The 24494-nt window shown below is 60.5% G+C and carries 22 protein-coding genes; 10 read left to right on the forward strand and 12 right to left on the reverse strand.

What is annotated here, in order from left to right:
- The 4 genes from livG to GIW79_RS20495 form a co-directional block, all read right to left on the reverse strand.
- Window positions 1–768, reverse strand: coding sequence for a high-affinity branched-chain amino acid ABC transporter ATP-binding protein LivG (gene livG / locus GIW79_RS20480; protein ID WP_236455006.1), 768 nt, complete (start codon window positions 766–768; stop codon window positions 1–3).
- On the reverse strand, window positions 765–2018 hold the full coding sequence (locus GIW79_RS20485; RefSeq protein WP_034125955.1) for a high-affinity branched-chain amino acid ABC transporter permease LivM: 1254 nt from the start codon (window positions 2016–2018) through the stop codon (window positions 765–767). The genes livG and GIW79_RS20485 overlap by 4 nt, the downstream gene beginning before the upstream one ends.
- Window positions 2015–2938, reverse strand: coding sequence for a high-affinity branched-chain amino acid ABC transporter permease LivH (gene livH / locus GIW79_RS20490; protein WP_003193535.1), 924 nt, complete (start codon window positions 2936–2938; stop codon window positions 2015–2017). The genes GIW79_RS20485 and livH overlap by 4 nt, the downstream gene beginning before the upstream one ends.
- 227 nt (window positions 2939–3165) lie before the next feature.
- Complete coding sequence (locus GIW79_RS20495; protein ID WP_003193533.1) at window positions 3166–4293, reverse strand: branched-chain amino acid ABC transporter substrate-binding protein; 1128 nt, start codon at window positions 4291–4293, stop codon at window positions 3166–3168.
- Between the two features lie 341 nt (window positions 4294–4634).
- Between GIW79_RS20495 and GIW79_RS20500 the strand changes: the two genes are divergently transcribed.
- A complete protein-coding gene (locus GIW79_RS20500) occupies window positions 4635–4937 on the forward strand; it encodes a DUF2288 domain-containing protein (RefSeq protein ID WP_034125956.1) in 303 nt (100 codons plus the stop codon).
- 228 nt (window positions 4938–5165) lie between these two features.
- Here the strand turns inward: GIW79_RS20500 and GIW79_RS20505 are convergent, their stop codons facing one another.
- Both GIW79_RS20505 and GIW79_RS20510 read right to left on the reverse strand, forming a co-directional pair.
- Window positions 5166–7427: a putative bifunctional diguanylate cyclase/phosphodiesterase gene (locus GIW79_RS20505; protein ID WP_034125957.1), complete on the reverse strand. Its 2262-nt coding sequence runs from the start codon at window positions 7425–7427 to the stop codon at window positions 5166–5168.
- Window positions 7428–7566: 139 nt separating this feature from the next.
- Window positions 7567–7935: a YkgJ family cysteine cluster protein gene (locus tag GIW79_RS20510; RefSeq protein ID WP_034125958.1), complete on the reverse strand. Its 369-nt coding sequence runs from the start codon at window positions 7933–7935 to the stop codon at window positions 7567–7569.
- Window positions 7936–8188: 253 nt separating this feature from the next.
- Between GIW79_RS20510 and GIW79_RS20515 the strand changes: the two genes are divergently transcribed.
- The gene (locus GIW79_RS20515; protein ID WP_034125959.1) at window positions 8189–9535 is read left to right on the forward strand and encodes a spinster family MFS transporter; all 1347 of its coding nucleotides are present in this window, start codon (window positions 8189–8191) and stop codon (window positions 9533–9535) included.
- 175 nt (window positions 9536–9710) lie between these two features.
- On the opposite strand, the gene rapA is transcribed toward GIW79_RS20515, so the two are convergent.
- Window positions 9711–12557: an RNA polymerase-associated protein RapA gene (rapA, locus tag GIW79_RS20520; protein WP_034125960.1), complete on the reverse strand. Its 2847-nt coding sequence runs from the start codon at window positions 12555–12557 to the stop codon at window positions 9711–9713.
- Between the two features lie 219 nt (window positions 12558–12776).
- Between rapA and GIW79_RS20525 the strand changes: the two genes are divergently transcribed.
- A complete protein-coding gene (locus tag GIW79_RS20525) occupies window positions 12777–13118 on the forward strand; it encodes a hypothetical protein (RefSeq protein WP_054898409.1) in 342 nt (113 codons plus the stop codon).
- On the opposite strand, the gene GIW79_RS20530 is transcribed toward GIW79_RS20525, so the two are convergent.
- From GIW79_RS20530 to GIW79_RS20540, 3 genes are all read right to left on the reverse strand, one after another.
- A complete protein-coding gene (locus tag GIW79_RS20530; RefSeq protein WP_236455004.1) occupies window positions 13115–14296 on the reverse strand; it encodes an aminotransferase class V-fold PLP-dependent enzyme in 1182 nt (393 codons plus the stop codon). The genes GIW79_RS20525 and GIW79_RS20530 overlap by 4 nt on opposite strands.
- Complete coding sequence (locus GIW79_RS20535; RefSeq protein ID WP_054898411.1) at window positions 14293–14763, reverse strand: RidA family protein; 471 nt, start codon at window positions 14761–14763, stop codon at window positions 14293–14295. Before GIW79_RS20535 ends, GIW79_RS20530 begins: the two co-directional genes overlap by 4 nt.
- 91 nt (window positions 14764–14854) lie before the next feature.
- Window positions 14855–15727 carry a LysR substrate-binding domain-containing protein gene (locus GIW79_RS20540; RefSeq protein ID WP_057975633.1) on the reverse strand — a complete coding sequence of 291 codons (873 nt, stop codon included), beginning with the start codon at window positions 15725–15727 and terminating at the stop codon, window positions 14855–14857.
- Between the two features lie 133 nt (window positions 15728–15860).
- Here GIW79_RS20540 and GIW79_RS20545 point away from each other — a divergent pair, with 133 nt between their 5' ends.
- Together GIW79_RS20545 and ccoM are read left to right on the forward strand one after the other, a co-directional pair.
- Window positions 15861–16022, forward strand: coding sequence for a hypothetical protein (locus GIW79_RS20545; protein WP_236455002.1), 162 nt, complete (start codon window positions 15861–15863; stop codon window positions 16020–16022).
- A gap of 143 nt (window positions 16023–16165) precedes the next feature.
- Complete coding sequence (gene ccoM / locus GIW79_RS29690; protein ID WP_019817835.1) at window positions 16166–16282, forward strand: cytochrome c oxidase subunit CcoM; 117 nt, start codon at window positions 16166–16168, stop codon at window positions 16280–16282.
- 230 nt (window positions 16283–16512) lie between these two features.
- Here the strand turns inward: ccoM and GIW79_RS20550 are convergent, their stop codons facing one another.
- Together GIW79_RS20550 and GIW79_RS20555 are read right to left on the reverse strand one after the other, a co-directional pair.
- Window positions 16513–17988 (reverse strand): inorganic phosphate transporter, encoded by a 1476-nt coding sequence (locus GIW79_RS20550; RefSeq protein ID WP_003189291.1) that lies wholly within the window; start codon window positions 17986–17988, stop codon window positions 16513–16515.
- A gap of 315 nt (window positions 17989–18303) precedes the next feature.
- Entirely contained in the window at window positions 18304–18504 is a 201-nt protein-coding gene (locus GIW79_RS20555; RefSeq protein WP_003189295.1) for a hypothetical protein, read from the reverse strand.
- A gap of 561 nt (window positions 18505–19065) precedes the next feature.
- On the opposite strand from GIW79_RS20555, the gene pcaR reads away from it, so the two are divergent.
- The 5 genes from pcaR (at window position 19066) to pcaF (ending at window position 24477) form a co-directional block, all read left to right on the forward strand.
- Window positions 19066–19908: a pca regulon transcriptional regulator PcaR gene (gene pcaR, locus GIW79_RS20560; RefSeq protein ID WP_236454993.1), complete on the forward strand. Its 843-nt coding sequence runs from the start codon at window positions 19066–19068 to the stop codon at window positions 19906–19908.
- A gap of 144 nt (window positions 19909–20052) precedes the next feature.
- Window positions 20053–21393: an MFS transporter gene (locus GIW79_RS20565; RefSeq protein ID WP_034125964.1), complete on the forward strand. Its 1341-nt coding sequence runs from the start codon at window positions 20053–20055 to the stop codon at window positions 21391–21393.
- A gap of 248 nt (window positions 21394–21641) precedes the next feature.
- Entirely contained in the window at window positions 21642–22499 is an 858-nt protein-coding gene (locus GIW79_RS20570; RefSeq protein ID WP_003189300.1) for a CoA transferase subunit A, read from the forward strand.
- Window positions 22499–23278 carry a CoA-transferase subunit beta gene (locus tag GIW79_RS20575; RefSeq protein WP_034125965.1) on the forward strand — a complete coding sequence of 260 codons (780 nt, stop codon included), beginning with the start codon at window positions 22499–22501 and terminating at the stop codon, window positions 23276–23278. Before GIW79_RS20570 ends, GIW79_RS20575 begins: the two co-directional genes overlap by 1 nt.
- Window positions 23275–24477: a 3-oxoadipyl-CoA thiolase gene (gene pcaF, locus GIW79_RS20580; RefSeq protein WP_172415466.1), complete on the forward strand. Its 1203-nt coding sequence runs from the start codon at window positions 23275–23277 to the stop codon at window positions 24475–24477. Before GIW79_RS20575 ends, pcaF begins: the two co-directional genes overlap by 4 nt.
- The last annotated feature ends 17 nt before the right edge of the window (window positions 24478–24494 follow it).

Consider the following 24494-nt stretch of genomic DNA (forward strand, 5'->3'; position numbering starts at 1 on the left):
TTACGCTTCCCCCAAGTAGGCTTTGATCACTTCAGGATTGTCGCGGATCTGCTCCGGCGTCCCGTTGGCCAGCGGCGTGCCCTGGTTGATCACCACGATATGGTCGGAGATGCTCATGACCAGTTTCATGTCGTGTTCGATCAACAGCACCGTGGCGTTGTTTTCCTCACGCAGCACACTGATCAGCGCCTTGAGGTCTTCGGTTTCCTTGGGGTTCAGGCCCGCGGCAGGTTCGTCGAGCATCAGGATGCGCGGGCGGGTCATCATGCAGCGGGCGATTTCCAGGCGACGTTGCTGGCCGTAGGCGAGGGTGCCTGCCGGGCGGTTGGCGAACTCGGTCAGGTTGACCTTGTCCAGCCAGTACGCCGCATATTCCATGGCCTCGTGTTCGCTCTTGCGGAACGCCGGGGTCTTGAACAGGCCAGCGAAGAAGTTGGTGTTCAAGTGACGGTGCTGGGCGATCAACAGGTTCTCGACCGCCGTCATGTCCTTGAACAACCGCACGTTCTGGAAGGTACGCACCACGCCTTTGCGGGCGATTTCGTGGCCGGCCAGGCCCTGTATGGGTTGGCCGTCCAGCAGGATGCTGCCACCGCTCGGCTTGTAGAAACCGGTGAGGCAGTTGAACACCGTGGTCTTGCCGGCGCCGTTGGGGCCGATCAGCGCTACCACTTGTTTCTCTTTGACGGTCAGGGCCACGCCATTGACCGCCAGCAAACCGCCGAAGCGCATGCTCAGGTTTTCGACTTTCAGGATCTCGCGGCTCATTTGCGCAGCTCCATGTGTGGACGTTGCATGGGCAGCAGGCCTTGAGGGCGCCAGATCATCATCAGCACCATCATGGCGCCGAACATCAACATGCGGTATTCGCTGAACTCACGCATCATTTCCGGCAGCAGGATCATCACGATGGCCGCCAGGATCACGCCCAGTTGCGAGCCCATGCCACCCAGTACCACGATGGCGAGAATGATCGCCGACTCGATAAAGGTGAACGATTCCGGCGTCACCAGGCCTTGGCGAGCGGCGAAGAAGCTGCCGGCAAAACCGGCGAATGCAGCGCCCAGGGTGAATGCGGAAAGCTTGATGATGGTCGGGTTCAGGCCCAGGGCACGGCAGGCGATTTCATCTTCGCGCAGCGCTTCCCACGCACGGCCGATGGGCATGCGCAGCAGGCGGTTGATCACGAACAGTGCCGCCAACGCCAAAAGCAGCGCCACCAGGTACAGGAACACCACTTTGCTCACCGGGTTGTAGGCAATCCCGAAGTACTCGTGGAAGGTCTGCATGCCTTCGGCGGCGGTGCGGTCGAACGACAACCCGAAGAACGTCGGCTTGGGAATGCTGCTGATACCGTTGGGGCCACCGGTGATATCGGTGAGGTTACGCAGGAACAGGCGAATGATTTCGCCGAAGCCCAGGGTCACGATGGCCAGGTAGTCACCGCGCAGGCGCAGCACCGGGAAGCCCAGCAGGAAGCCGAACGTGGCCGCCGCCATACCCGCCAATGGCAGGCAGATCCAGAAGCTCCAGCCCAGGTAATGCGAGAGCAGCGCGTAGGTATAGGCACCCACGGCGTAGAAGCCCACATAACCCAGGTCGAGCAGGCCTGCCAGGCCCACCACGATGTTCAGGCCCAGGCCCAGCAACACGTAGATCAGGATCAGCGTGGCAATGTCGACCGCGCCGCGCGAGCCGAAGAACGGCCAGATCAGCGCCGCGATGATCAACCCGATGATGATGTAGCGCTGGGTGCGCGGCAGGGTCAGAAATTGGCTGACCTTGGGCGACACCAACGGGCCACGGTTGCCCTTGAACAAGGCACCGACCTGCTGGGTGAACAGTACACGCAGGAACATCAGCACCGAACACAGGGCGATGACGGTCAGGGTCACAGGCCCGGTGCCGTGCACTTCCAGGTTGATGCCGACAATGCTCAGCTTGAGGCCGAGTACCGGGAAGGCCACGGCCCACACCAGCAAGGCGCTGAAAAACGCCGATTTAAGATATCTGCTCATACTTTCTCAACCTCCGGACGGCCCAGGATGCCGGTCGGACGGAACAACAACACCAGAACCAACAGGCCGAACGCGACGACGTCCTTGTACTGGTCACCGAAGATATCGGCGCCAAAGGCTTCGGCCACACCCAGCACCAGCCCGCCGAGCATGGCGCCCGGAATGCTGCCGATGCCGCCCAATACCGCAGCGGTAAAGGCCTTGAGGCCCACCAGGAAACCGGCGTTGGGGTTGATCACGCCGTATTGCATGCTCAGCAACACGGCCGCAACGGCCGCCAGCGCAGCACCAATGACGAAGGTCAGGGCGATGATGTTGTTGGTGTTGATGCCCAGCAGGTTGGCCATCTTGATGTCTTCGGCGCAGGCCCGGCAGGCGCGCCCCAGACGGGAGCGGGAGATGAACAGCGTCAGGCCCAGCATGGCCACCAGGGTGACCACGAAAACCAGAATCTGCATGTACGAAATCAGCACTTCTTGTGCGCCACCCGGGCCGAAGGAGATGCTCCCCGGAATCAGGTTGGGAATGGACTTGTCCTTGGAGTCCTGGGACAGCAATACGGTGTTCTGCAGGAAAATCGACATGCCGATCGCGGAAATCAGCGGGATCAAACGGTTGCTGCCCCGCAGGGGACGGTAGGCAACCCGCTCGATGCTGTAGCCATAGGCACTGGTTACGATGATCGACGCCAGGAACGCAGCGGTCATCAATAGCGGCAGGGAGTGGATCCCCATCATGGCCAGCCCGGCAAGGGCGATAAAGGCCACGTAGGAACCAATCATGTACACCTCGCCATGGGCGAAGTTGATCATTCCAATGATGCCGTAAACCATTGTGTAGCCAATGGCTATCAAGGCATAGGTGCTGCCAATGGTCAGGCCATTAACCAGCTGTTGGAAAAAATGATAGATCTCAGGCATTACAGCGCTCCTAAAAACCCGATACGCATTTCACTGGTGGAGTCATTTCCGGCTCGGTGCCCTGTTCTGTGACCAGGTTGCACGAAGCGTTTGCCAGCGAACCGCTGGTGACGGTTTTAAGATTTTCAGGTGAGCCAGCGCCCGGATCGCGGGTGACATGGCCCATAAACCTCGTAAAACAAAGCCCACTGCTTGCACAGTGGGCTTGTTGACCAGTAACGCCTGGCTTACTGAGGGGAAACTTCGGTTTTTGGTTTACCGAAGTGCCATTCGTAGACCACGAACTTGAAGTCCTTCAGGTCGCCCTTGGCGTCGAAGCTCAGGTCGCCGGTAGGGGTCTTGAAGGTACCGGCGTGGATGGCCTCGGCCACTTTGGCGGTGTCTTCGCTCTTCGCGGCAGCGATACCGCCGGCGATGACTTCAACTGCCGAGTACGCCGGGAATACGAACGGACCGGTTGGGTCCTGTTTGTTCTTCGCGAACTCTTCAACGATGGCTTTGTTGGCAGGGTCGGTGTCGAACGATTTCGGCAGGGTCACCAGCAGGCCTTCGGAAGCGCCCTGGGCGATTTGCGAGATAGAGTCGTTACCCACGCCTTCTGGGCCCATGAACTTGGCGTTCAGGCCTTTTTCCTTGGCTTGGCGCAGGATCAGGCCCAGCTCAGGGTGGTAACCGCCGTAGTAGACGAAGTCGACGTTGGCTTGCTTGAGTTTCTGGATGATCGAGGAGAAGTCTTTGTCACCGGCGTTCAGGCCTTCGAAGACGGCAACCTTGGTGCCTTTTTCTTCAAGGGTCTTCTTCACGGCGCTGGCAATACCTTCACCGTATTGCTGCTTGTCGTGCAGGACGGCAACGATTTTCGGCTTCACGTGGTCGGCGATGTAGTTGCCGGCCGCTGGGCCTTGCGCGCTGTCCAGGCCGATGGTGCGGAAAATCAGCTTGTAGCCACGGGAAGTGATTTCAGGGCTGGTGGCAGCGGGGGTGATCATGATGACGCCTTCGTCTTCATAGATATCCGACGCTGGCTGAGTGGAGCTGGAGCAGAGGTGGCCGACAACGAACTTGACGCCATCATTGACCACTTTGTTGGCAACGGCCACGGCTTGTTTTGGATCGCAAGCGTCGTCGTATTCCTTGGCCTCAAGCATCTTGCCGTCTACGCCGCCCTTGGCGTTGATGTCTTTGATGGCTTGCTTGGCACCCATGAATTGCATGTCGCCGTATTGCGTCACCGGACCGGTCTTGGGACCGGCGATGCCGATCTTGATGGTGTCGGCTGCGAACGAATGGCCGGCAACCCCAGCCAGGACCATAGCGGCAAACAGTTTGGAAATCTGCTTAGTAGCCTTATTCATAGTGCTCCACTCTTACTGTTGTATTTTTTATAGTTCTAGCGGCCTTGTGAGCTGCAGAACCGGATCAGATATCGCGGATATCCCCCCGGCATTGCCCTGGCAACTGTACCGGTACAGTGTAGAGCGCCGGCTGATCGCTTGAAAAGCTGGCAGCTGGGGGCAAAACCTGGGTATGTCGCTTAAGTGAAAGAAAAAGACAGAATTGCGCCGGGCTGCTAACAGCTTTCAAGGCATTCCTTGGCTTTCCTGGCAGTTTCAATCGCTACTTCATTTGCTACTGGGTTTTTCTGCCTGAGCGACGGGGCTATGATTGCGCCGATTTTCTACTCAGGTGAATTCCCATGACGCAAGAACCAAGCACCCTCTATGCCAAGCTGCTCGGTGAAACCGCCGAAATTTCCTGGAAGGAGCTTGAACCGTTCTTTGCCAAGGGTGCCCTATTGTGGGTCGATGCCGGCCTGGATTTGATCGAGGCCGCCGAAGGAATGGCCGAAGACAACCGTGACAAAGTCGCCGCCTGGCTGGCTGCAGGCACCCTTGGCGAGGTGTCTGCGACGCGGGCATTGGACCTGGTCGAACGGGATCCAAGCTTATGGGCAGTGGTGGTCTCGCCATGGATCCTGATCCAGGAAAGGGCAGCATAAGAATGGCGCGCACGAAAAAGGTGCGTATTTTTCACGCGCTGAAGTGTGTAGCCGAGTAACCGCTGAACGCGTGATGGCACCTTGCCGTAGAGAAAGGTCACAGCCGAGGGTGACGTAAGCGTCACGGGAACAGTTGAGGTCCGAAGGAATGAGTGGCGCAATTGTTTCCAGGTATGACCCGGCGTGAAGAGAAGCAGCGATTACACCACCACTCCCCGTGCCTGGGTCTCAGCGAATCGGCCTGACAATAGACGGCGGGCCGATACGCCCTGGCGCCGGGTCTTTTGGCTGTGGAGCGTCGTTGTTCTCCACGCTGAGCGGGTATAGCGGGTTGCGCATGGCAATCCCCTGCATCACGCCGATGATGTCATTGAAAGGCACCGCCGGGCTGAGCAGGTAGCCTTGGATGTAGTCACAGCCATGCTTGAGCAGCAGCTCGAACTGCGCTTGGGTTTCCACGCCTTCGGTGACCACCTGCAAGTGCAGGGTGTGGGCCATGCCGATAACCGCCTGGACGATTTCACTGTCTGCGGTGGATTTGGGAATGTCCTGGATAAACGAGCGGTCGATCTTCAAGGTGTTGAGCGGCAAGCGCTTGAGATAAGCCAGCGACGAATAGCCAGTGCCGAAGTCATCGATGGCCAGTGACACACCCAGGGCGCGAATTTGCCGCAACAGTGCCAGGGTGCTGCTGATGTTGCCCATCAGCGCATTTTCAGTGACTTCCAGTTCAAGTCGGTTGGTGCCTATGCCGGCGAAGCGCAGGGCGTCTTCGATTTCATCGGCCAGTTCGTCACGCGCCAGGTTCAACGCCGAGCAGTTCACCGCCATGATCAACTCGGTGTAGCCCCGGTCAGACAACAGGCTCAGGTCGTGACAGGCCTGGCGCAATACCCAGTGGTCCAGCTCGGCGATCAGCCCGTTGTTCTCGGCAATGCCGATAAAGCGGTCCGGAGCCAGGAGTCCGTGCTGGGGGTGTTGCCAGCGCACCAGGGCTTCCAGGCGCGTGACCTTGCCCAGCTTCATGTCGAAGATCGGCTGATAAAACAGCACCAGCTGGTTGCGCGTACGCAAGGCGGCGCGCAGTTCCTCCTCCAGTTGCAGCTCAAGGAAGGCGCGTGTTTTCAGGTTGGAGCTGAAGAAGTGCAAGCTGTTGCGCCCGGCGTCCTTGGATTGGTACAGCGCCAGGTCGGCAGTTTTCAGCAGCTCTTCGCAGGTGTGGCCGTCCTCGGGAAACAGGCTGATGCCGATGCTGGTGGTCATCACCATGCGCCGGCCAGCCAGCTCGATGGGCTCTTTCATCTTCTGCATGATGCGCTGGGCCATCTGCCGGGCTTCGTCGCGGTGATGAATAGTGATCAGAATGCAGAATTCATCGCCGCCAAAGCGTGCCACTACATCTTCATGGCTGCGTATCGAGCCCTTGATATGCCCGGCCAGCACCGTGAGCAACTGGTCGCCCGCATCGTGGCCAAGGCTGTCATTGATGCGCTTGAAGTGATCAATGTCGAGAAAGATTACCGCCAGCATGCCTTGGCTTCGGGTTTTTTCCGCAACCTTTTCCGCGAAGATCTGATTGAAACCACGGCGGTTGAGCAGGCTGGTCAGTGCATCGAAGTGGGCCACTTGTTGCAGTGAAGCGCGGGCCTGGTCGAGTTCGCTGAGCAGCGCATTGACCCGGCGCAGGTCCCGCTCTTTGTGCTGCAGCTTTTTATCTGCCAGGGCTGCGCTGACACTACTGCCGATCACCAGCAAGGTAATTACCGCCACCGACAACCCCAGTTGAATCGGACTGCCATCCACCGGCAATGAAAGATCCGCGCCAGCGGGCACCAGCATTTGCATGGCCGCCATGCCGGTGAAATGCATGCTCAGGATCCCGGCCCCCAGCACCAGGCTGGCGGCGTATTTGAGCAGTTGGTGAAACATGCCGGTTCCGTTGCGCAGGTAGCTGGACAGCAACAATGCCGCCAGGCTGGCGCCGATGGCAATCGCCACCGAGGCCAGGAACAGCCGTGTTTCGAAGTACACCTGGGCCTGGGAGCGCATGGCCGACATGCCCACGTAATGCATCAGCGCGATACCCAGTCCCATCCACACCGAAGCCACCAGGTACTGATGAAAGCGCAGGTGAGTATGACTGAGGGTCTGCATGGCGAGCAGCGAGGCGATCAGGGCGATCAGCAGCGAGGCGAACGTCATGATCAATTCGTAGTGAATGGCGATGGGGGCCTGGAACGCCAGCATGCTGATGAAATGGGTCGACCAGATTCCGCCTGCCAGGCAACCCGCGCCCAGCCAGCGCCAATGGCGGCGGGCGGTGGGGTCTTCGACATGGCCCACACGTTCGGCCATGTCCAGCGTACCGAAGCCCGCCGCGCAGGCGACCAGGTACGCCAGTAGCACCAGAAAGGGGTTATGACTGCAATTGAGTAATAAATGCCCACTATCTGGAAGGTCGGTAAAAAAGTGCTGCCCCAGCCATTCCATAGCGTATCCCGTCATAGAGCCATGTCACTGCCAGAGGCGATGACCGATGAGATCGAGTATAGAAGTCTCCGAAGATTTGCCATGAGTAATGGCGTTTTGATCTCAAATTATTTTGACATGCCTTCCATAGCGTTTGGTGCTAAGCGCTGATGGGCAGGTCGAGTTCGAAGTGTGGGGCTTCCAGCGGCGCCAGGCCGAATGCGGCACGGGCGGCGTCGCAATCGACATTTTGCTCGCCCTGGCTCCAGGACGAGTCGAACTCACGGCATACGCTGGAGCGTTGCTCATAAATAGAGCAGCTGGTGGCCTGTCCGACTTCACCTTCAAGGCTGCAGCACCGTGCAGGTTTCTGATCGGTGCCGATCATCGCCACGCGGCTGGGGTTGATCTGCACCACCAGGTCATCGGGCACCGTGCCCCCGGACGAGGCGCACTCACCCCAGAAGAAAGACACGCGAAAGTGTGAACAGCAGGCACCGCAATTCAGACACGGACTGGCTTCGGACATGGGCGTCATCAATAAGAAAAGTAGGAGGAGGGTGCTACGAAAGGCTCGCCATTCTATCCGTGCCATCGCCATTGGGAAGAGGGGCACGCACTTATATTTTCGTGGGCAAAATCCGCTGTTGCCTGGGTGAAATCATGCCCTATCAGCTTTACGAATCATTACAGACAATCACTGCCAGCCTGACTATGTTGCAGTGACCTGAGCAGGATGCATCGGGCATCGCAGCTCTCATAACAATAAAAGAGACGGACCCATGCAGAACTCGACCCAAGCGGCGAATGCCTGGCGCATTCTGTTCCTGCTGTTCCTCGCTAACCTGTTCAACTTTTTTGACCGCACCATTCCCGCGATCATCATTGAGCCCATCCGCATGGAATGGCACCTGAGCGACTTCCAGCTCGGTATCATCGGCACCGCTTTTACCATCGTCTACGCCATTGCCGGGCTGCCGCTCGGGCGCCTGGCCGACACCGGTTCACGCAGCAAGTTGATGGGTTGGGGCCTGTTCGCCTGGAGCGGGCTGACGGCGGTCAACGGCATGGTCGGCAGTTTCTGGACCTTCCTGCTGGTACGCATGGGCATTGGCATCGGCGAAGCCAGCTATGCACCCGCGGCCAATTCGCTGATTGGCGACCTCTTTCCCGCCCACCGCCGTGCCCGAGCCATGGGGATTTTCATGCTTGGCCTGCCGTTGGGCCTGTTGCTGGCGTTCTTTACGATCGGTGCGATGGTCAAGGCGTTCGACAGCTGGCGCGCGCCCTTCTTTATCGCGGCGGTGCCGGGGCTGATCCTTGCGGTGTTTATGTTCTACATAAAAGAACCCAAGCGTGGTGCGGCGGAAACCGTGCAAGTCTCCCAAGAGCGCGTCGACCGCCCGATCCGTCGCGTGCTGGCTGTGCCGACCTTTCTGTGGCTGGTGCTGGCCGGGTTGTGCTTTAACTTTGCCACCTATGCGTGCAACTCGTTCCTGGTGCCGATGCTGCAGCGCTATTTCCTCATGCCGTTGCAGGACGCGGCCGTCGCGACGGGTGTCATCGTCGGCCTGACCGGTTTGGTGGGCTTGACGCTGGGGGGCTGGATTGCCGACAAGATTCATCAGCGGGTCGCCAATGGCCGACTGTTGTTCGCCGCCTTCAGCTTGATCATCTCCACGGTCACCACCGCCTGGGCATTGCATGCCGGGCGTGTCGAAATCGGGGTGTTTGTCGCGCTGTTCAGTGTGGGCTGGCTGTTTGCCTACAACTTCTATACCTGCGTGTATACCGCGATCCAGGACGTGGTCGAACCACGCTTGCGCGCAACGGCGATGGCGCTGTTCTTTGCCGGGCTGTATCTGCTCGGCGGTGGCATGGGGCCGGTGGTGGTCGGGGCGTTGTCCGATCACTTTGCCCATTCAGCGATGTATGCGGCTGGGGCGCAGCAGATGACAGAGGCTTATAAAGCGGTAGGCTTGCATGACGCCATGTACCTGATTCCAGTGGCGTTGTTCTTGACCATGCTGTTTCTGTTCCAGGCCTCGCGCAGTTTTGTGCGTGATGCCAAGCGGATGAAGGAAGGGTTGAGTGCGGTTGAGGTGCCGGCAGCGGCGGCAACGGCGTGAGACCGAGTGATCGTTCCCATGCTCTGCGTGGGAACGCCGCTCTGGACGCTCTGCGTCCGCTTAAAAGTCGTGACGCAGAGCGTCACATGATGCATTCCCACGCCGAGCGGGGGAACGATCTCTAAGGCTAATAAAAAGGCCCGCATTGCGCGGGCCTTTTACGTTCAGCGGATTATCAACCCGCCACCAACACCCGAATAGCTTCCAGTCGCAGTGCCGCTTTATCGAGCATGGCCAGGCCTTGCTCGCGCTGGTTGCGCAAGGCGACCAACTCGCTGTCACGCACGGTCGGGTTGACCGCTTGCAGCGCGGTCAGGCGCGCCAGCTCTTCGTCGGTGTCTGCTGCCAGGCGACGCTTGGCTTCGGCTACACGCTCGGCGTGACGCGGGGCGATCTTCTCTTCACCGGCGTTGATGCGCGGTGTGAGTTGGTCGCGCTGCGCCTGTACGAATTTGTTCGCGCTGGCCCGTGGCACGCTTTCCAGCTGGTCATTCAAGGTTACGAACGACACGCGGCCCGACAGGTCATTGCCGTTGGCATCCAGCAAGCAGCGCAAGGCGGCCGGTGGCAGGTAGCGACCCAGTTGCAGGGAGCGCGGGGCGACCACTTCGCTGACATACAGCAGTTCAAGCAATACGGTGCCTGGCTTGAGCGCCTTGTTCTTGATCAGCGCCACGGCGGTGTTGCCCATGGAACCGGACAGCACCAGGTCCATGCCGCCTTGCACCATCGGGTGCTCCCAGGTGATGAACTGCATGTCTTCGCGCGACAGCGCCTGGTTACGGTCGTAGGTGATGGTTACACCCTCGTCGTCGCCCAGGGGGAAGCTGGCGTCGAGCATTTTTTCGCTGGGCTTGAGGATCAGCGCGTTTTCCGAATGGTCTTCGCTGTCGATGCCGAATGCGTCGAACAGGGTTTCCATATAGATCGGCAGGGCGAACTGGTCGTCTTGTTCGAGGATGTCCTCGACCAGTGCATCGCCTTCGCCAGCGCCGCCTGAATTGAGTTCGAGCAAGCGGTCGCGACCGGTGTGCAGCTCCTGCTCCAGGCGCTCGCGCTCGGCACGGGCTTCGTCGATCAGGGCTTGCCACTCGCCGTCGTCGGCGGCTTCCAGCAAGGGCAGCAGGCGTGGGCCGAACTGATGCTGCAAGGCGTTGCCGGTCGGGCAGGTGTTGAGGAAGGCATTGAGCGCCTCGTGGTACCACTGGAACAGGCGCTCTTGCGGGCTGGTTTCCAGGTAGGGCACGTGCAGTTCGATCACGTGTTTCTGGCCGATCCGGTCCAGGCGCCCGATGCGCTGTTCCAGCAGGTCGGGGTGGGACGGCAGGTCGAACAGCACCAGGTGATGGGAGAACTGGAAGTTGCGGCCTTCACTGCCGATTTCCGAGCAGATCAGCACCTGGGCACCGAACTCTTCATCGGCAAAATAGGCAGCGGCGCGGTCACGCTCCAGAATATTCATGCCTTCGTGGAACACCGTGGCCGGGATGCCGGAGCGCACACGCAGGGCGTCTTCCAGGTCCATGGCGGTTTCGGCGTGGGCGCAGATCACCAGGACCTTGGTGCGCTTGAGCATTTTCAACTGGTCGATCAGCCACTCGACCCGAGGGTCGAAACGCCACCAGCGGTTCTCTTCCTCGATGTCCGGTTGCGCCTGGAAGCTGACTTCCGGGTACAGCTCGGCGTGTTCGCCCAGGGGCAGTTCGAGGTATTCGTCCGGGTTCGGTAGCGGGTAGGCGTGCAGCTTGCGCTCGGGGAAGCCTTGCACCGCAGCACGGGTGTTGCGAAACAGCACGCGGCCGGTGCCGTGGCGGTCCAGCAGTTCACGCACCAGGCGCGCGCTGGCCTCGGTGTCGCCATCGTTGACGGCGGTGAGCAGGGCTTCACCTTCGTCACCGAGGAAGCCTTGAATGGTCTTGTGCGCGGTCGGCGACAGGCGGCCCTTGTCCAGCAGCTCCTGCACGGCTTCGGCCACCGGGCGATAGTTTTCGCTCTCGGCGCGGAAGGCTTGCAGGTCGTGGAAGCGGTTCGGGTCCAGCAGGCGCAGGCGTGCAAAATGGCTGTCCTGGCCCAGTTGTTCCGGGGTGGCGGTTAGCAGCAGCACGCCAGGAATCACTTCGGCCAGTTGTTCGACCAGCGAGTATTCGGCGCTGGCCTTGTCTTCGTGCCACACCAGGTGGTGGGCTTCGTCGACTACCAGCAAGTCCCAGCCGGCGGCGAACAGCGCGTCCTGGGCCTTCTCGTCGTCCACCAGCCATTCCAGCGCAACGAGTGCAAGCTGGGTGTCTTCGAACGGGTTGGTGGCATCGCTTTCGATAAAGCGCTCTTCATCGAACAGCGCAACCTGCAGGTTGAAGCGGCGGCGCATTTCCACCAGCCATTGGTGCTGCAGGTTTTCCGGGACCAGGATCAGTACGCGGTTGGCACGGCCCGAGAGCAGTTGGCGATGGATCACCAGGCCTGCTTCGATGGTCTTGCCCAAACCCACTTCGTCCGCCAGCAACACGCGTGGCGCGATACGGTCAGCGACTTCGCGGGCGATGTGCAGTTGGTGGGCAATCGGTTGGGCGCGTACGCCACCCAGGCCCCACAGCGAGGACTGCAACTGGCGGCTGGTGTGTTCCAGGGTGTGGTAGCGCAGCGAGAACCACGCCAGCGGGTCGATCTGCCCGGCGAACAGGCGATCACTGGCCAGGCGGAACTGGATGAAGTTGGACAGTTGGGTTTCTGGCAGGGTGACCTGCTCGTTCTGCCCATTGAGGCCGTGGTAGACCAGCAGGCCATCGACGTCGTCGACTTCCTGTACGGTCATTTTCCAGCCTTCGAAATGGGTGATGGTGTCACCCGGCGAAAACCTCACGCGAGTGAGGGGCGCATTCCGTAGCGCATACTGGCGAGTGTCGCCAGTGGCCGGATAGAGCACGGTCAACAAGCGGCCGTCCTGTGCCAGAACGGTGCCTAACCCCAGCTCTGCTTCGCTGTCACTAATCCAGCGTTGCCCCGGTTGATACTGCTGCGCCATGCTGCCTGACTCCCGCCGTGAAAAAGCCGACTATGTTAACGGAACACGGCCCGGCGCCCAAGAACTCTGACAAAAACTACGCTGTTTGTACGGGCAGGCGGAAATTGAATCGACGGGTGGCGGGCACTTGAGAGTGTCGACTGAGTCACAGCTTGGCACGCGGGTGCTCAAGTCGCCCTGCCACCCGCCGACAGCCTGTTGATCAGGAGAATAATTATCATGCTGCCACCCATGCTGCCCGTCAGTGTTGTGCCGGTCACGTCGCAACTCGACCCGGCACGCCAGAAACCGGATATTCCGCCGGTGGTGCCCATTCAACCGGGCTCCAACGAGAGCACGATCGACCTGAAAAAAGGCGATGCCGAGCAATCGACCTTTCTGCTGCGCGAAGAGCAGCGTCGCCAGCAGGAGCAGCAGAAACGCCGGCGCGAAGCCGACGACGACGCGGAGCAGCATTTGCCGATTCCCGGCGACTTGCTCAACGCTGACAACACCGTGCCCGTGGCGCCGCTGATCGAAGACGCGCCGCGCCAGGGCCTGTGGGTGGATATCGAGGTCTAACCGTTCAGTTCGCGCAGGGCCTTCACCAGCAGCTCAATATCGTCATCGGTGTTGAGCGGGCTGACGGAGATGCGCGCAATGCTGTTCAACCCACGTGCTTGCATATCCAGCGGGGTGTAGGCCACGCCATTGGCGCCGATGTTGATGCGCTTGCAGGCCAGGCGTTGCTTGAGTTCAAAGCTGTCCCAGCCGGCCAGGTTGAACGCGATCAAGCCTGAATGCGTTCTGCCTAAGTCATGCAAGGTAATTCCCGGTATCTGACGCAGTGCTTCGCGGATTCGCGCGCTGGTCTTCGAGACCCTTTGCCATACTTGCTCAATCCCCAGTTGATTGATCTCGTGCAACGCATTGCCCAGGCCGGCCAGCAGGGCGAAAGAGACTTCGCTGGTTTCAAAGCTCCGGGCGTCGTTGCGCAGGTCGAAGCCTTCTGCGGTCCAGGGCGCTGAAAACACGTCGCGTTGGGCCGGGTTCAGATGCGGCAGAAAATCCGGCCTGATATACAGCAGCGCGGTACCGCGAGGCCCGCGCAGGTGTTTGCGGCCGGCAGACTTGAGCACATCGCACTGCAACGCTTGTACATCCACCGGCACCTGGCCGACGGCTTGGCCCGCGTCGATGAAGTAGGGAATGGTATGCCGCCTGGCCACATCGCCGATGGCCTGGGCCGGGTTGATCAAGCCACCGTTGGCCGGCAGCCAGGTGAGGTCGATCAGCTTCACCTTTGCATCCAGCATCGCCTCCAACGCCACCGGGCAGGCCGCGCCGCTGGCATCGCACGGGATGACCTCCACCCGCGCCCCGGCTTGAACGGCCAGTTCCATGCTCGCCAGGTTACCGCCCCATTCGTGGCGCCCCACTAGAATACGATCGCCCGGCTGCCATGGCCCCAGCGCCTGGAAGGCCATGCTCCAGGCCGTCGAGCCACTGCTGGCGAAGGCAATCGATGAGGCGGGCGCATTGAGCAGTTGGCCGGCGGCTCGGCGGGCATTTTCCACTAAGACGGCACCCTGTTCTCCGGCCTCCATCGGGCCGTCGCGGGCTTCGCGTTGCAGCTGTTCGATGATGGCGTCGAGCGTCGCCTGGCTGGGCAAGGATGCCCCGGCGTGGTTGAAGTGCACGATGCCGGACTGGCAACCGGGCGTGGCTTCTCGCAAGTGCTGGACTTGCAGCGGGGTCATGGCTGCAGCTCGAAAATGGCGTCCACTTCCACGGCGACACCAGCCGGCAGACTGCAGACCCCTACGGCGGTGCGCACGTGCCGGCCCTTGTCGCCGAGGGCATTGACCAGCAGGTTCGAAGCGCCATTGGCGACCAGGCTTTGGCGCTGGAAGTCGGCGCTGCTGGCAATGAACACGCCCAGGCGCAGGATGCGCACCACCCGCGACAGGTCATCGCCCAACGCGTCGCTCAATTGCCCCAGCAGGCCCAGCGCCGCCAATTCCGCCGCTTGGGCGCCATCTTCATCGCTGAGAGAATCGCCCAGCCGGCCAAGGTAGGCAGGTTTGCCATCGGCCATGGGAATTTGTCCCGAGATGAACAGCTGGTGTTGGCTGATCACATGATTGACATAGTTGGCAGCGGGTTGGCTGGGCGTGGGCAGTGTCAGGCCGAGGGCGTGTACGCGCTGGCGGATGGAGTCGGTCATGGTGAAATCCTCTGGTGTCAGAAGGTTCCAGCATGTTGGCGGTGGCGAGGGGCGACAAACGGATAGATCTCAACCGACGTATCGAAAAACCTCACGCGTCGGCACACGCCTGCTTCAACCACTGGCTGAAGCATTCAGCCGCCTCACTGAGCGGGCGCTGAGGTGCGATCAGCCAATAGCCGATATCGCTGTGATAGGGCGGCCAGTCAAAGGCCTCTACCAGGCTGCCGTCCTGGAGCCTGCGTTCGATCAGGCGATGGCGGCCCATGGCGATCCCCTGGCCGGCCACGGTCGCTTCGACCACGATGTTGTAGTCATGCAGCATCACGCGGGGGTGGTGATCTAGGTTGACCTGGTAATGGGCCGACCAATCGGTCCACTCGAAAGGGCGGTGGGAGGTCGCCATCAACAGCGCGCCCCTGGCGATCTGCCTGGCTTTGAACCCAGGGCTGCATACCGGTGACAGGGTTTCGGCCATCAGGCGTGTGGCGCGCACGTCGGGCCAGTCGCCCTTGCCGTAGCGGATGGCCAGGTCAACCTCGGCCGTGGCGACGTTGGCCAGTTGAATGGCGGGCAGCAACTCCACCTGGATATGGGGGTAGCACCGTAGAAACTCGGCCAGGCGCGGCGCCAGCCATAACGTGGCAAAGGATGCCAGCAAGCCGATACGCAACACACTTGCGCTGGGCGCACCCCGTTGGTTGCGCGTCGCAGCGGCGATGGCGTCCAGGGCAGGGCGGATTTGCGCGTAGTAATCTTGCCCGGCCAACGTCAGGTCAATCGCACGGGTTCGCCGGATAAACAACGGTTTGCCCAGGTGGTGTTCGAGCTTATGTACCTGGTGGCTCAGCGCGCTTTGGGTCACCGACAACTCGTTGGCCGCCTTGATAAAACTCAAGTGCCGCGCCACGGCCTCGAAGGCGCGCAGGGCCAGCAGCGGTGGAAGGTCGTTGTGCAAGGCCACCTGGATGCGCCTCCTGGGCAGGGTAGAAAATGCCGATTTTGGTCGATGGCCTGCATTTTGTCGCCCGCTTAATTGCCGTCGGGCGGGGCAGGCCGCATTATTGAGGCATTCCCGCCACGACGTAAGCCAAGCCATGAGTGATGACGACAAGCTGATCGACCTGAACGCCGAACGTGCCAAGCGCGTGCACGACCTCAATGACAAACGCTTGAATGAAGTGCGCCAAGCCTTTGAACAAGCCATGCCCTTGGGCAAGACCAAGAAAAAGTCCAAGAGCAAGCCGAAAAAACGTTGAAACGCCCTGTATCCATTGATGCAGGTCAGTTATTCCCCTTCTTTACGCCCCGTTGTGGGCGACATTGATCCTGGTCAATTTCCCACTGCGCCTTCTCCATTAACTTAGCCCTATCGCAACAGGGCAAGTGCAGGAGGCCGGTCATGTTTTTCGATAATGTGGTTTTCGCCGGAGTGCTGACTGTTAGCCTCATGGTGCTGTTTTTTGTAGGGTTTGGATTTTTTATCTGGAAAGACGCGAACAAGCGTAAAAAACCTTAAGTCTTTCCGGGTTACATGAGCACGCAAGGCATTTTGGGCGACTTCGGTCGCCCTTTTTTTTGGCTCGTTCCCACGCTCCGCGTGGGAATGCATCCTGTGACGCTACGCGTCACCCGTGCGCGAGTGGGACGCGGAGCGTCCGTGGCGGCATTCCCACGCAGAGCGTGGGAACGAGCATAAAAAAAGGTGCGACCCTCGCGGGTCGCACCTTTTTTATTGCCGGCTGGCTATCAGTTGCCCAAAGCCTTGGACGCCAACCAGAACAACCCGGCCGAGAGGCCTACGGTCGCTGGCAAGGTCAATACCCAGGCCATCAGGATGGTCTTGACGGTGCCACCTTGCAGGCCGCTTTTGTTGGCAACCATGGTGCCCGCCACGCCAGAAGACAGGACGTGGGTGGTGGACACTGGCAGGGCGAAGATATTGGCAAAGCCGATCATGGTGGCCGTGGTGATTTGCGCCGACATGCCCTGGGCATAGGTCATGCCTTGCTTGCCGATCTTCTCACCGATGGTCAGTACCACGCGCTTCCAGCCCACCATGGTGCCCAGGCCCAGGGCCAGTGCGACCGCGAGAATCACCCAGAACGGAGCGTACTCGGTGGTGGCGGTCAGGTCTTTGCGCAGCTTGTCGAGGTCTGACTTCTCACGGGAGTCCAAGCCTGGCAGCTTGCCGACCTTTTTCGCGGTGTCATCCAGGCAAAGCAGGTAGCGACGCACTTCGATGCGGTGGTCGGCCGTCAGCGAGTGGTAGTCCGAGACGCCCTTGAGGGTGCCCAGCAGCGCGTTGATCGTCGGTTCGGTCTGCTGCGGGTTGCAGCGGAACTTGCCCGGCAGGTCATCCTTCACGCTTTTGCCCAGGGCCAGGAACTCACCGAGGGTCTCGTGGTTGCGCTGGTAGAACTGGTTCAAGTGCAGGGTGGCGTCGCGGGTACGTTCGATCTGGTAAGTTGTGCTGCCCAGGTCCAATACGAACTGCGCCGGCACGATACCGATCAGTACCAGCATGATCAGGCCGATGCCTTTCTGGCCATCGTTGGAGCCGTGCACGAAGCTTACAGCCATGGCCGAAATCACCAGGACCAGGCGGTTCCAGAACGGCGGGTGCTTCTTGTCGTCGAGCTTGCGGCGCTGGTCCGGGGTCTTGTGCATCTTAGACAGCGGGCGCCACCACTTCAGGCCGATCAGCACCAGGGCGGCGACCAGGAAGCCCGCCATCGGCGAGAACACCAGGGAGGCGCCGATATCCACGGCCTTCTGCCAGTTCACACCGTCAGCCAGGGGGATGTCGTTGATCAATGCATTGGCCAGGCCGACACCGAGGATCGAGCCGATCAGGGTGTGGGAGCTGGAGGCGGGGATACCGAAGTACCAGGTGCCCAGGTTCCAGGTGATCGCCGCCGCCAACAACGAGAAGACCATTGCCAAGCCGTGGCCGGTGTTCACATTGATCAGTAACTCCACCGGCAGCAAGTGCACGATGGCGTAGGCGACACCGACACCACCGAGCAATACCCCGAGGAAATTGAACACCCCGGAGAAGAACACGGCCAGGTGTGGCGGCATGGCTTTGGTATAGATGACTGTGGCCACCGCGTTAGCGGTGTCATGAAAGCCATTGATGAACTCGAAGGCGAGGACAAAGGCCAGGGCGAGCAACAGGCTCACGAGAACCCAAGCATCCAGTCCGCTGAATAAATCGATCATGAAGGTTTTCTGACCCGGTCGTAAGGGGGCGCGATTATGCCAGAAAACATCAGTAATCGATGCATTAGCTGCTCATCGGTAACAATCTTCCTGGAAAAAAAACCGGCAAGACACACGTATCCCAGGGTTTTCGGGGCTTTGGCAAGTCTTTGATTTATAAAGCGCGGGCCGCGGAAGGCGGGCTTTTGTCATGAAAATGCCATGCCTGAAACATTTGTATGAAATTTCGTGGGTGGCTGTAGGTTACTGACCAGCGGCCGCTGAACCAGTGGTTGACCTGCAGCGACTGCAAGGCGCTGAACTCGACCAAAGTGCTCAGGGCTCCTCGGTCTTGAGTTCCTGCTCGATTTTTTGGATTTCCTGGGCAAATGCCTGATCCAGCAGGCTGGCTCGTTTGCGCCATGGTTTGCGTTCCGGCTCAGGTTGCGCGGCGTAGGTGGTGACTTCCCCGCCGTAGACGTCCTTGTAACGTTGCTCCTGGCGCTCAAGTTCCGCGCGCAGTTCATCTTTCGTCACAGTATTACCTAATTGAGTTGAGTTATTGATTGCGCAGTGTCATGCCTGAAAGTCGTGCTCGGGGCGATTCCAAATAGAACAGTAGAACCGTTCAAGTTGGTATACGGGCCTGAGGGCCGTTCTTTTAAGCGAGTACTTGTGACCGGCGTTGCCTGCAGCCTGCAATGCCTGGTGAGCTCCCCTCCCGATAGTGATACCGGGCTGACCTCTGCACAGGTTGCATTATAGCGGCGCATTTGAATAACACTATCATCATGAAGTTAAAAAGCGTCAACGGCGTGCTTGGGTTTTGTTACATATCGCCGACGTATTTGTGAACAGCGTCATCTTCATATCTGTATTCATACTGAGAGAAGGGTAAATGCCTACACTTTTCGGCAACATCAGCTAAATCTCGAACCTTATCTGCAGGATCTGCACCCATGCCGGCCAAATTGCGATAATCGCATGGTTGTCCGATAATCGCCCAATGTTACCGGCGTTGACTTGTGCAGGGCGGCCGGCACGGCTTGTAATAGCCGCCAACCCTCCCGTGGTGATAACAAGAGAAGGCCCGTTGAAATGAACGATCAATTGCGCAACTCCTTTGCATCAGTAGCGCCGCCGATCGTGGCTTCACCGGCCAAGCGCATCCAGGCATTCACCGGTGATCCGGATTTCATGACGTCCCTGGCCCGTGGCCTGGCCGTGGTGCAGGCGTTCCAGGAGCGCAAGCGTCACCTGACCATCGCCCAGATCAGCCACCGCACCGAAATTCCCCGCGCCGCCGTGCGCCGTTGCCTGCACACCTTGATCAAGCTCGGCTACGCCACCACGGATGGGCGCACCTACTCGCTGTTGCCCAAGGTGCTGACCCTCGGTCACGCCTATCTGTCGTCCACACCGCTGGCCGTTTCGGCACAGCCTTACCTGGACCGCATGAGCGAGCAGCTCCATGAAGCCTGCAACATGGCTACCCTGGAAGGCGATGACATCCTCTATATCGCCCGTTCCGCCACCACCCAGCGGCTGATCTCGGTTGACCTGTCGGTGGGCGGGCGCCTGCCTGCGTATTGCACGTCCATGGGTCGCATTCTGCTGGCCGCCCTCGACGATGCCTCGCTGCAGGATTATCTCGACCATGCCGACCTGCAAACCAAGACCAGCCGCACCCTGACAACACCGCAAGCGTTATTCGAATGCCTGCAACAGGTGCTTCAGCAGGGCTGGTGCATTGTCGACCAGGAACTGGAGCAGGGCCTGCGCTCCATCGCGGTGCCGGTGTATGACGCGTCCGGCCAGGTATTGGCCGCGCTGAATGTCAGCACCCACGCCGGGCGGGTCAGCCGCGGTGAGTTGGAGCAGCGCTTTCTACCGAGCATGCTCAGCGCCAGCCGTGAGCTGAGTGCGCAACTGTTTGCCTAAGCTGTTCGGTGACCGCACAGATCCCGGCGGGCTCGATTGACGGTGTTTCCCTTGGCTTATTAATGTGCGGCAGCGCTCTGAGGAGCTGCCCAATAAGAATGACGGCCCAGGTCGTCAGCCCGCCATCGGTGTGGAATAAAAATAATGAATCAGCCTTCTGTCGGTACCACCCTGGACGTACAGTCCTTTATCAACACCCAGCCACTTTCGCGCTATCAGTGGCGCGTGGTGATCCTGTGTTTCCTGATTGTCTTTCTCGACGGCCTCGATACAGCCGCCATGGGCTTTATCGCGCCGGCACTGTCCCAGGACTGGGGCATCGACCGCGCCAGCCTGGGCCCGGTGATGAGCGCCGCGTTGATCGGCATGGTGTTTGGCGCACTCGGTTCCGGCCCGCTGGCCGACCGCTTTGGCCGCAAAGTCGTGCTGGTCGGCGCGGTGTTGGTGTTTGGTGCGTTCAGCCTGGCGTCGGCCTACAGCACCAATGTCGACCAGTTGCTGGTGCTGCGCTTTCTCACCGGTCTGGGCCTGGGCGCCGGCATGCCGAATGCCACCACCTTGCTGTCTGAATACACCCCCGAGCGGCATAAATCCTTGTTGGTGACCAGCATGTTCTGTGGTTTCAACCTCGGCATGGCCGGTGGTGGGTTTATTTCGGCCAAGCTGATTCCCGCGTTCGGCTGGCACAGCCTGTTGCTGATAGGCGGCATCCTGCCGTTGATCCTGGCGGTGGTGCTGTTGGTGTGGCTGCCGGAGTCTGCCCGCTACCTGGTGGTACGCAATCGCGGCACCGACAAGGTACGCAAGACCCTTGCCCCCATCGAGCCAAACATCGTTGCCCAGGCCACTCACTTCAGCGTACCGGAGCAAAAAACCGTCAAGGCCCGCAATGTGTTCGCAGTGATCTTCTCGGGCACCTACAGCGCTGGCACCTTGCTGTTGTGGCTCACGTACTTTATGGGCCTGGTGATTGTTTACCTGCTGACCAGTTGGCTCCCCACTTTGATGCGTGACAGCGGCGCGAGCATGGAACAGGCCGCGTTTATCGGCGCGCTGTTCCAGTTTGGTGGGGTATTGAGCGCGGTGGGCGTGGGCTGGGCGATGGACCGGTTCAACCCGCACAAAGTGATCGGCACTTTTTATCTGCTGGCCGGGGTGTTTGCCTACGCGGTGGGGCAGAGCCTGGGCAACATCACGCTGTTGGCCACCCTGGTGCTGGTCGCCGGGATGTGCGTCAACGGTGCGCAATCGGCAATGCCATCCCTGGCAGCACGTTTCTACCCCACCCAAGGCCGTGCCACCGGGGTGTCATGGATGCTCGGCATCGGCCGCTTCGGCGCGATTCTGGGGGCGTGGATGGGCGCTACTTTGCTGGGCCTGGGCTGGAACTTCGAGCAGGTGCTTACGGCACTGGTGATTCCGGCGGCATTGGCCACGGCAGCGGTGGTGATCAAGGGCATGGTCAGCCATGCCGATGCCACCTGAAACCAATCGCTACCCCTGTGGGAGCTGGCTTGCCTGCGATATCGGTGCTGAATCCACTCGCGCCATCGCAGGCAAGCCAGCTCCCACATTGACCCTGTTCCTTACAATGGTTAGTTAAGTAACAATCGGTTCGATAATCGAACGCTCAGTCGATTATCGGATTGTTCGGTCCATTTCCCCGGCTTAATCTTCAAGCACTTCGGCGCCACCTCAGCGCCTTTTTCGATCAACACCGGGAGCCCAACCCCATGGCTGAAATCCTCACCTTGCGTGATGCGGTCAAGCGCTTCGTGAACGACGGCGATACCGTCGCCCTCGAAGGCTTCACCCACCTGATCCCTACGGCCGCAGGCCATGAAATCATTCGTCAGGGCAAGAAAGACCTGACGTTGGTGCGCATGACGCCTGACCTGATCTACGACCAGTTGATCGGTGCCGGCTGTGCGCGCAAGTTGATTTTCTCCTGGGGCGGCAACCCGGGCGTGGGTTCCCTGCATCGGCTGCGCGACGCGGTAGAGAAACAATGGCCGCAAGCGCTGGAGATCGAAGAGCACAGCCACGCCGACCTGGCCAATGCCTACGTTGCCGGTGCCTCCGGCCTGCCGTTCGCGGTGTTGCGTGCCTACGCCGGTTCCGACTTGCCCAAGGTCAACCCGCTGATCAAGACCGTCACCTGCCCCTTCACCGGCGAAGTGCTGGCGGCGGTGCCGTCGGTGCGTCCGGACATTACCGTGATTCATGCGCAGAAAGCCGACCGCAAAGGCAACGTGCTGCTCTGGGGCATTCTCGGGGTGCAGAAGGAAGCGGCCCTGGCGGCCAAGCGCTGCATCGTCACCGTCGAGGAAATCGTCGACGACCTGAATGCGCCGATGAACAGCTGCGTGCTGCCGACCTGGGCGCTGACGGCGGTGTGTCACGTACCCGGTGGTGCCCATCCGTCCTACGCGCACGGCTACAACGAGCGGGATAACCGTTTCTACCAGGCGTGGGACCCGATTGCCCGCGACCGCGGCACCTTTACCGCCTGGATCGACGAATATATCCACGGCACTGCCGACTTCAGTGAATTCCAGGCCAAGCTGGCCACCGCGCAGGAGGCTAAGTAATGGCTTACTCCACCAATGAAATGATGACCGTCGCCGCCGCACGTCGCCTCAAGAACGGCTCGGTGTGCTTCGTTGGCATCGGCCTGCCATCCAAGGCGGCCAACCTGGCGCGCCTGACGTCCTCGCCGGATGTGGTGCTGATCTACGAGTCGGGCCCGATTGGGGCCAAGCCCAGTGTGTTGCCGCTGTCCATCGGTGATGGCGAGCTGGCGGAGACCGCCGACACTGTGGTGCCCACCGGTGAGATCTTTCGCTACTGGCTGCAGGGCGGGCGCATTGATGTCGGTTTTCTCGGCGCGGCCCAGGTCGACCGTTTCGGCAATATCAACACCACCGTGGTCGGTGATTATCACCAGCCCAAAGTGCGTTTGCCGGGTGCCGGTGGCGCGCCGGAAATCGCAGGTTCGGCCAAGAGCGTGTTGATCATCCTTAAGCAGTCGTCCCGTTCGTTTGTCGACAAACTCGATTTCATCACCTCTGTGGGGCACGGCGAAGGTGGCGACTCACGCAAGCGTCTGGGCCTGCCCGGCGCCGGCCCGGTAGGCATCATTACCGACCTGTGCATCATGGAGCCGGAGGAGGGCAGCCATGAGTTCGTGGTCACTGCGCTGCATCCGGGCGTGACCCGCGAGCAAGTGATCGCCGCCACCGGCTGGGCGATTCGCTTTGCCGACCAGGTGAGCACCACCGCTGAACCCACCGAGACCGAACTGACCGCCCTGCGTGACCTCGAAGCGCGCACCGCGGCTGCCCACGGCCAAGCACCGGGAGAAGCCTGATGCGCGAGGTTTTTATCTGTGATGCCATTCGCACACCTATCGGCCGTTTCGGCGGTGGCCTGTCCACGGTGCGTGCCGACGACCTGGCGGCGCTGCCGATCAAGGCGCTGATCGAGCGCAACCCGTCGGTGGACTGGAGCGCCGTAGACGAAGTCTTCCTCGGCTGCGCCAACCAGGCAGGTGAAGACAACCGCAACGTGGCACGCATGGCGTTGCTGCTGGCGGGGCTGCCGGAAAGTATTCCTGGAGTGACCCTCAACCGCCTGTGCGCCTCGGGCATGGATGCCATCGGCACCGCTTTTCGTGCGATTGCCAGTGGTGAAATGGAGCTGGCGATTGCCGGTGGCGTCGAATCGATGTCCCGCGCTCCGTTTGTGATGGGCAAGGCCGACGCGGCGTTCTCGCGCAACATGAAGTTGGAAGACACCACCATTGGCTGGCGCTTTATCAACCCGCTGATGAAGGCCCAGTATGGCGTGGATGCCATGCCGCAGACGGCCGATAACGTGGCCGATGACTATCAGGTTTCCCGCGTCGACCAGGACGCTTTCGCCCTGCGCAGCCAGCAACGCACCGCCGCTGCCCAGGCCGCCGGGTTTTTTGCCGAGGAAATCGTTCCGGTGCGGGTCGCCCATAAAAAAGGCGAAACCCTGGTGGAACACGATGAACACCCACGGGACACCACGTTGGAAGCCCTGGCCAAGCTCAAGCCGGTCAACGGCGCGGACAAGACCGTCACTGCTGGCAATGCCTCGGGCGTCAACGATGGCGCCGCCGCGCTGATCCTCGCCAGCGCCGAGGCCGTCAAGCAACACGGCCTCACCGCCCGCGCCCGTGTGCTGGGCATGGCCAGTGCTGGTGTAGCCCCGCGCGTGATGGGCATCGGCCCGGTGCCGGCGGTGCGCAAACTGGTGGAGCGCCTTGGGTTGGCTGTCACCGACTTTGATGTGATCGAACTCAACGAAGCCTTCGCCAGCCAAGGCCTGGCGGTGCTGCGCGAGCTGGGTATTGCGGACGATGCGCCCCAGGTCAACCCCAACGGCGGCGCCATTGCCCTCGGCCATCCCTTGGGGATGAGTGGTGCGCGTTTGGTACTGACGGCCCTGCACCAATTGGAAAAAACCGGCGGCAGCAAAGGCCTGGCGACCATGTGCGTGGGCGTCGGCCAAGGCTTGGCCCTGGCGATTGAACGCGTCTGATCAATAAAAGAGGATTG

It is taken from the genome of Pseudomonas sp. PA-7-1E, assembly GCF_021605325.1.
GTDB classification, from domain to species: domain Bacteria; phylum Pseudomonadota; class Gammaproteobacteria; order Pseudomonadales; family Pseudomonadaceae; genus Aquipseudomonas; species Aquipseudomonas fluorescens_BV.

Bases quoted from the DNA above. Each gene is read 5' to 3' on its own strand.
- livG (WP_236455006.1), bottom strand. From the start codon at position 768: ATGAGCCGCGAGATCCTGAAAGTCGAAAACCTGAGCATGCGCTTCGGC.
- GIW79_RS20485 (WP_034125955.1), bottom strand. From the start codon at position 2,018: ATGAGCAGATATCTTAAATCGGCGTTTTTCAGCGCCTTGCTGGTGTGG.
- livH (WP_003193535.1), bottom strand. From the start codon at position 2,938: ATGCCTGAGATCTATCATTTTTTCCAACAGCTGGTTAATGGCCTGACC.
- GIW79_RS20495 (WP_003193533.1), bottom strand. From the start codon at position 4,293: ATGAATAAGGCTACTAAGCAGATTTCCAAACTGTTTGCCGCTATGGTC.
- GIW79_RS20500 (WP_034125956.1), top strand. From the start codon at position 4,635: ATGACGCAAGAACCAAGCACCCTCTATGCCAAGCTGCTCGGTGAAACC.
- GIW79_RS20505 (WP_034125957.1), bottom strand. From the start codon at position 7,427: ATGGAATGGCTGGGGCAGCACTTTTTTACCGACCTTCCAGATAGTGGG.
- GIW79_RS20510 (WP_034125958.1), bottom strand. From the start codon at position 7,935: ATGTCCGAAGCCAGTCCGTGTCTGAATTGCGGTGCCTGCTGTTCACAC.
- GIW79_RS20515 (WP_034125959.1), top strand. From the start codon at position 8,189: ATGCAGAACTCGACCCAAGCGGCGAATGCCTGGCGCATTCTGTTCCTG.
- rapA (WP_034125960.1), bottom strand. From the start codon at position 12,557: ATGGCGCAGCAGTATCAACCGGGGCAACGCTGGATTAGTGACAGCGAA.
- GIW79_RS20525 (WP_054898409.1), top strand. From the start codon at position 12,777: ATGCTGCCACCCATGCTGCCCGTCAGTGTTGTGCCGGTCACGTCGCAA.
- GIW79_RS20530 (WP_236455004.1), bottom strand. From the start codon at position 14,296: ATGACCCCGCTGCAAGTCCAGCACTTGCGAGAAGCCACGCCCGGTTGC.
- GIW79_RS20535 (WP_054898411.1), bottom strand. From the start codon at position 14,763: ATGACCGACTCCATCCGCCAGCGCGTACACGCCCTCGGCCTGACACTG.
- GIW79_RS20545 (WP_236455002.1), top strand. From the start codon at position 15,861: ATGAGTGATGACGACAAGCTGATCGACCTGAACGCCGAACGTGCCAAG.
- ccoM (WP_019817835.1), top strand. From the start codon at position 16,166: ATGTTTTTCGATAATGTGGTTTTCGCCGGAGTGCTGACTGTTAGCCTC.
- GIW79_RS20550 (WP_003189291.1), bottom strand. From the start codon at position 17,988: ATGATCGATTTATTCAGCGGACTGGATGCTTGGGTTCTCGTGAGCCTG.
- pcaR (WP_236454993.1), top strand. From the start codon at position 19,066: ATGAACGATCAATTGCGCAACTCCTTTGCATCAGTAGCGCCGCCGATC.
- GIW79_RS20565 (WP_034125964.1), top strand. From the start codon at position 20,053: ATGAATCAGCCTTCTGTCGGTACCACCCTGGACGTACAGTCCTTTATC.
- GIW79_RS20570 (WP_003189300.1), top strand. From the start codon at position 21,642: ATGGCTGAAATCCTCACCTTGCGTGATGCGGTCAAGCGCTTCGTGAAC.
- GIW79_RS20575 (WP_034125965.1), top strand. From the start codon at position 22,499: ATGGCTTACTCCACCAATGAAATGATGACCGTCGCCGCCGCACGTCGC.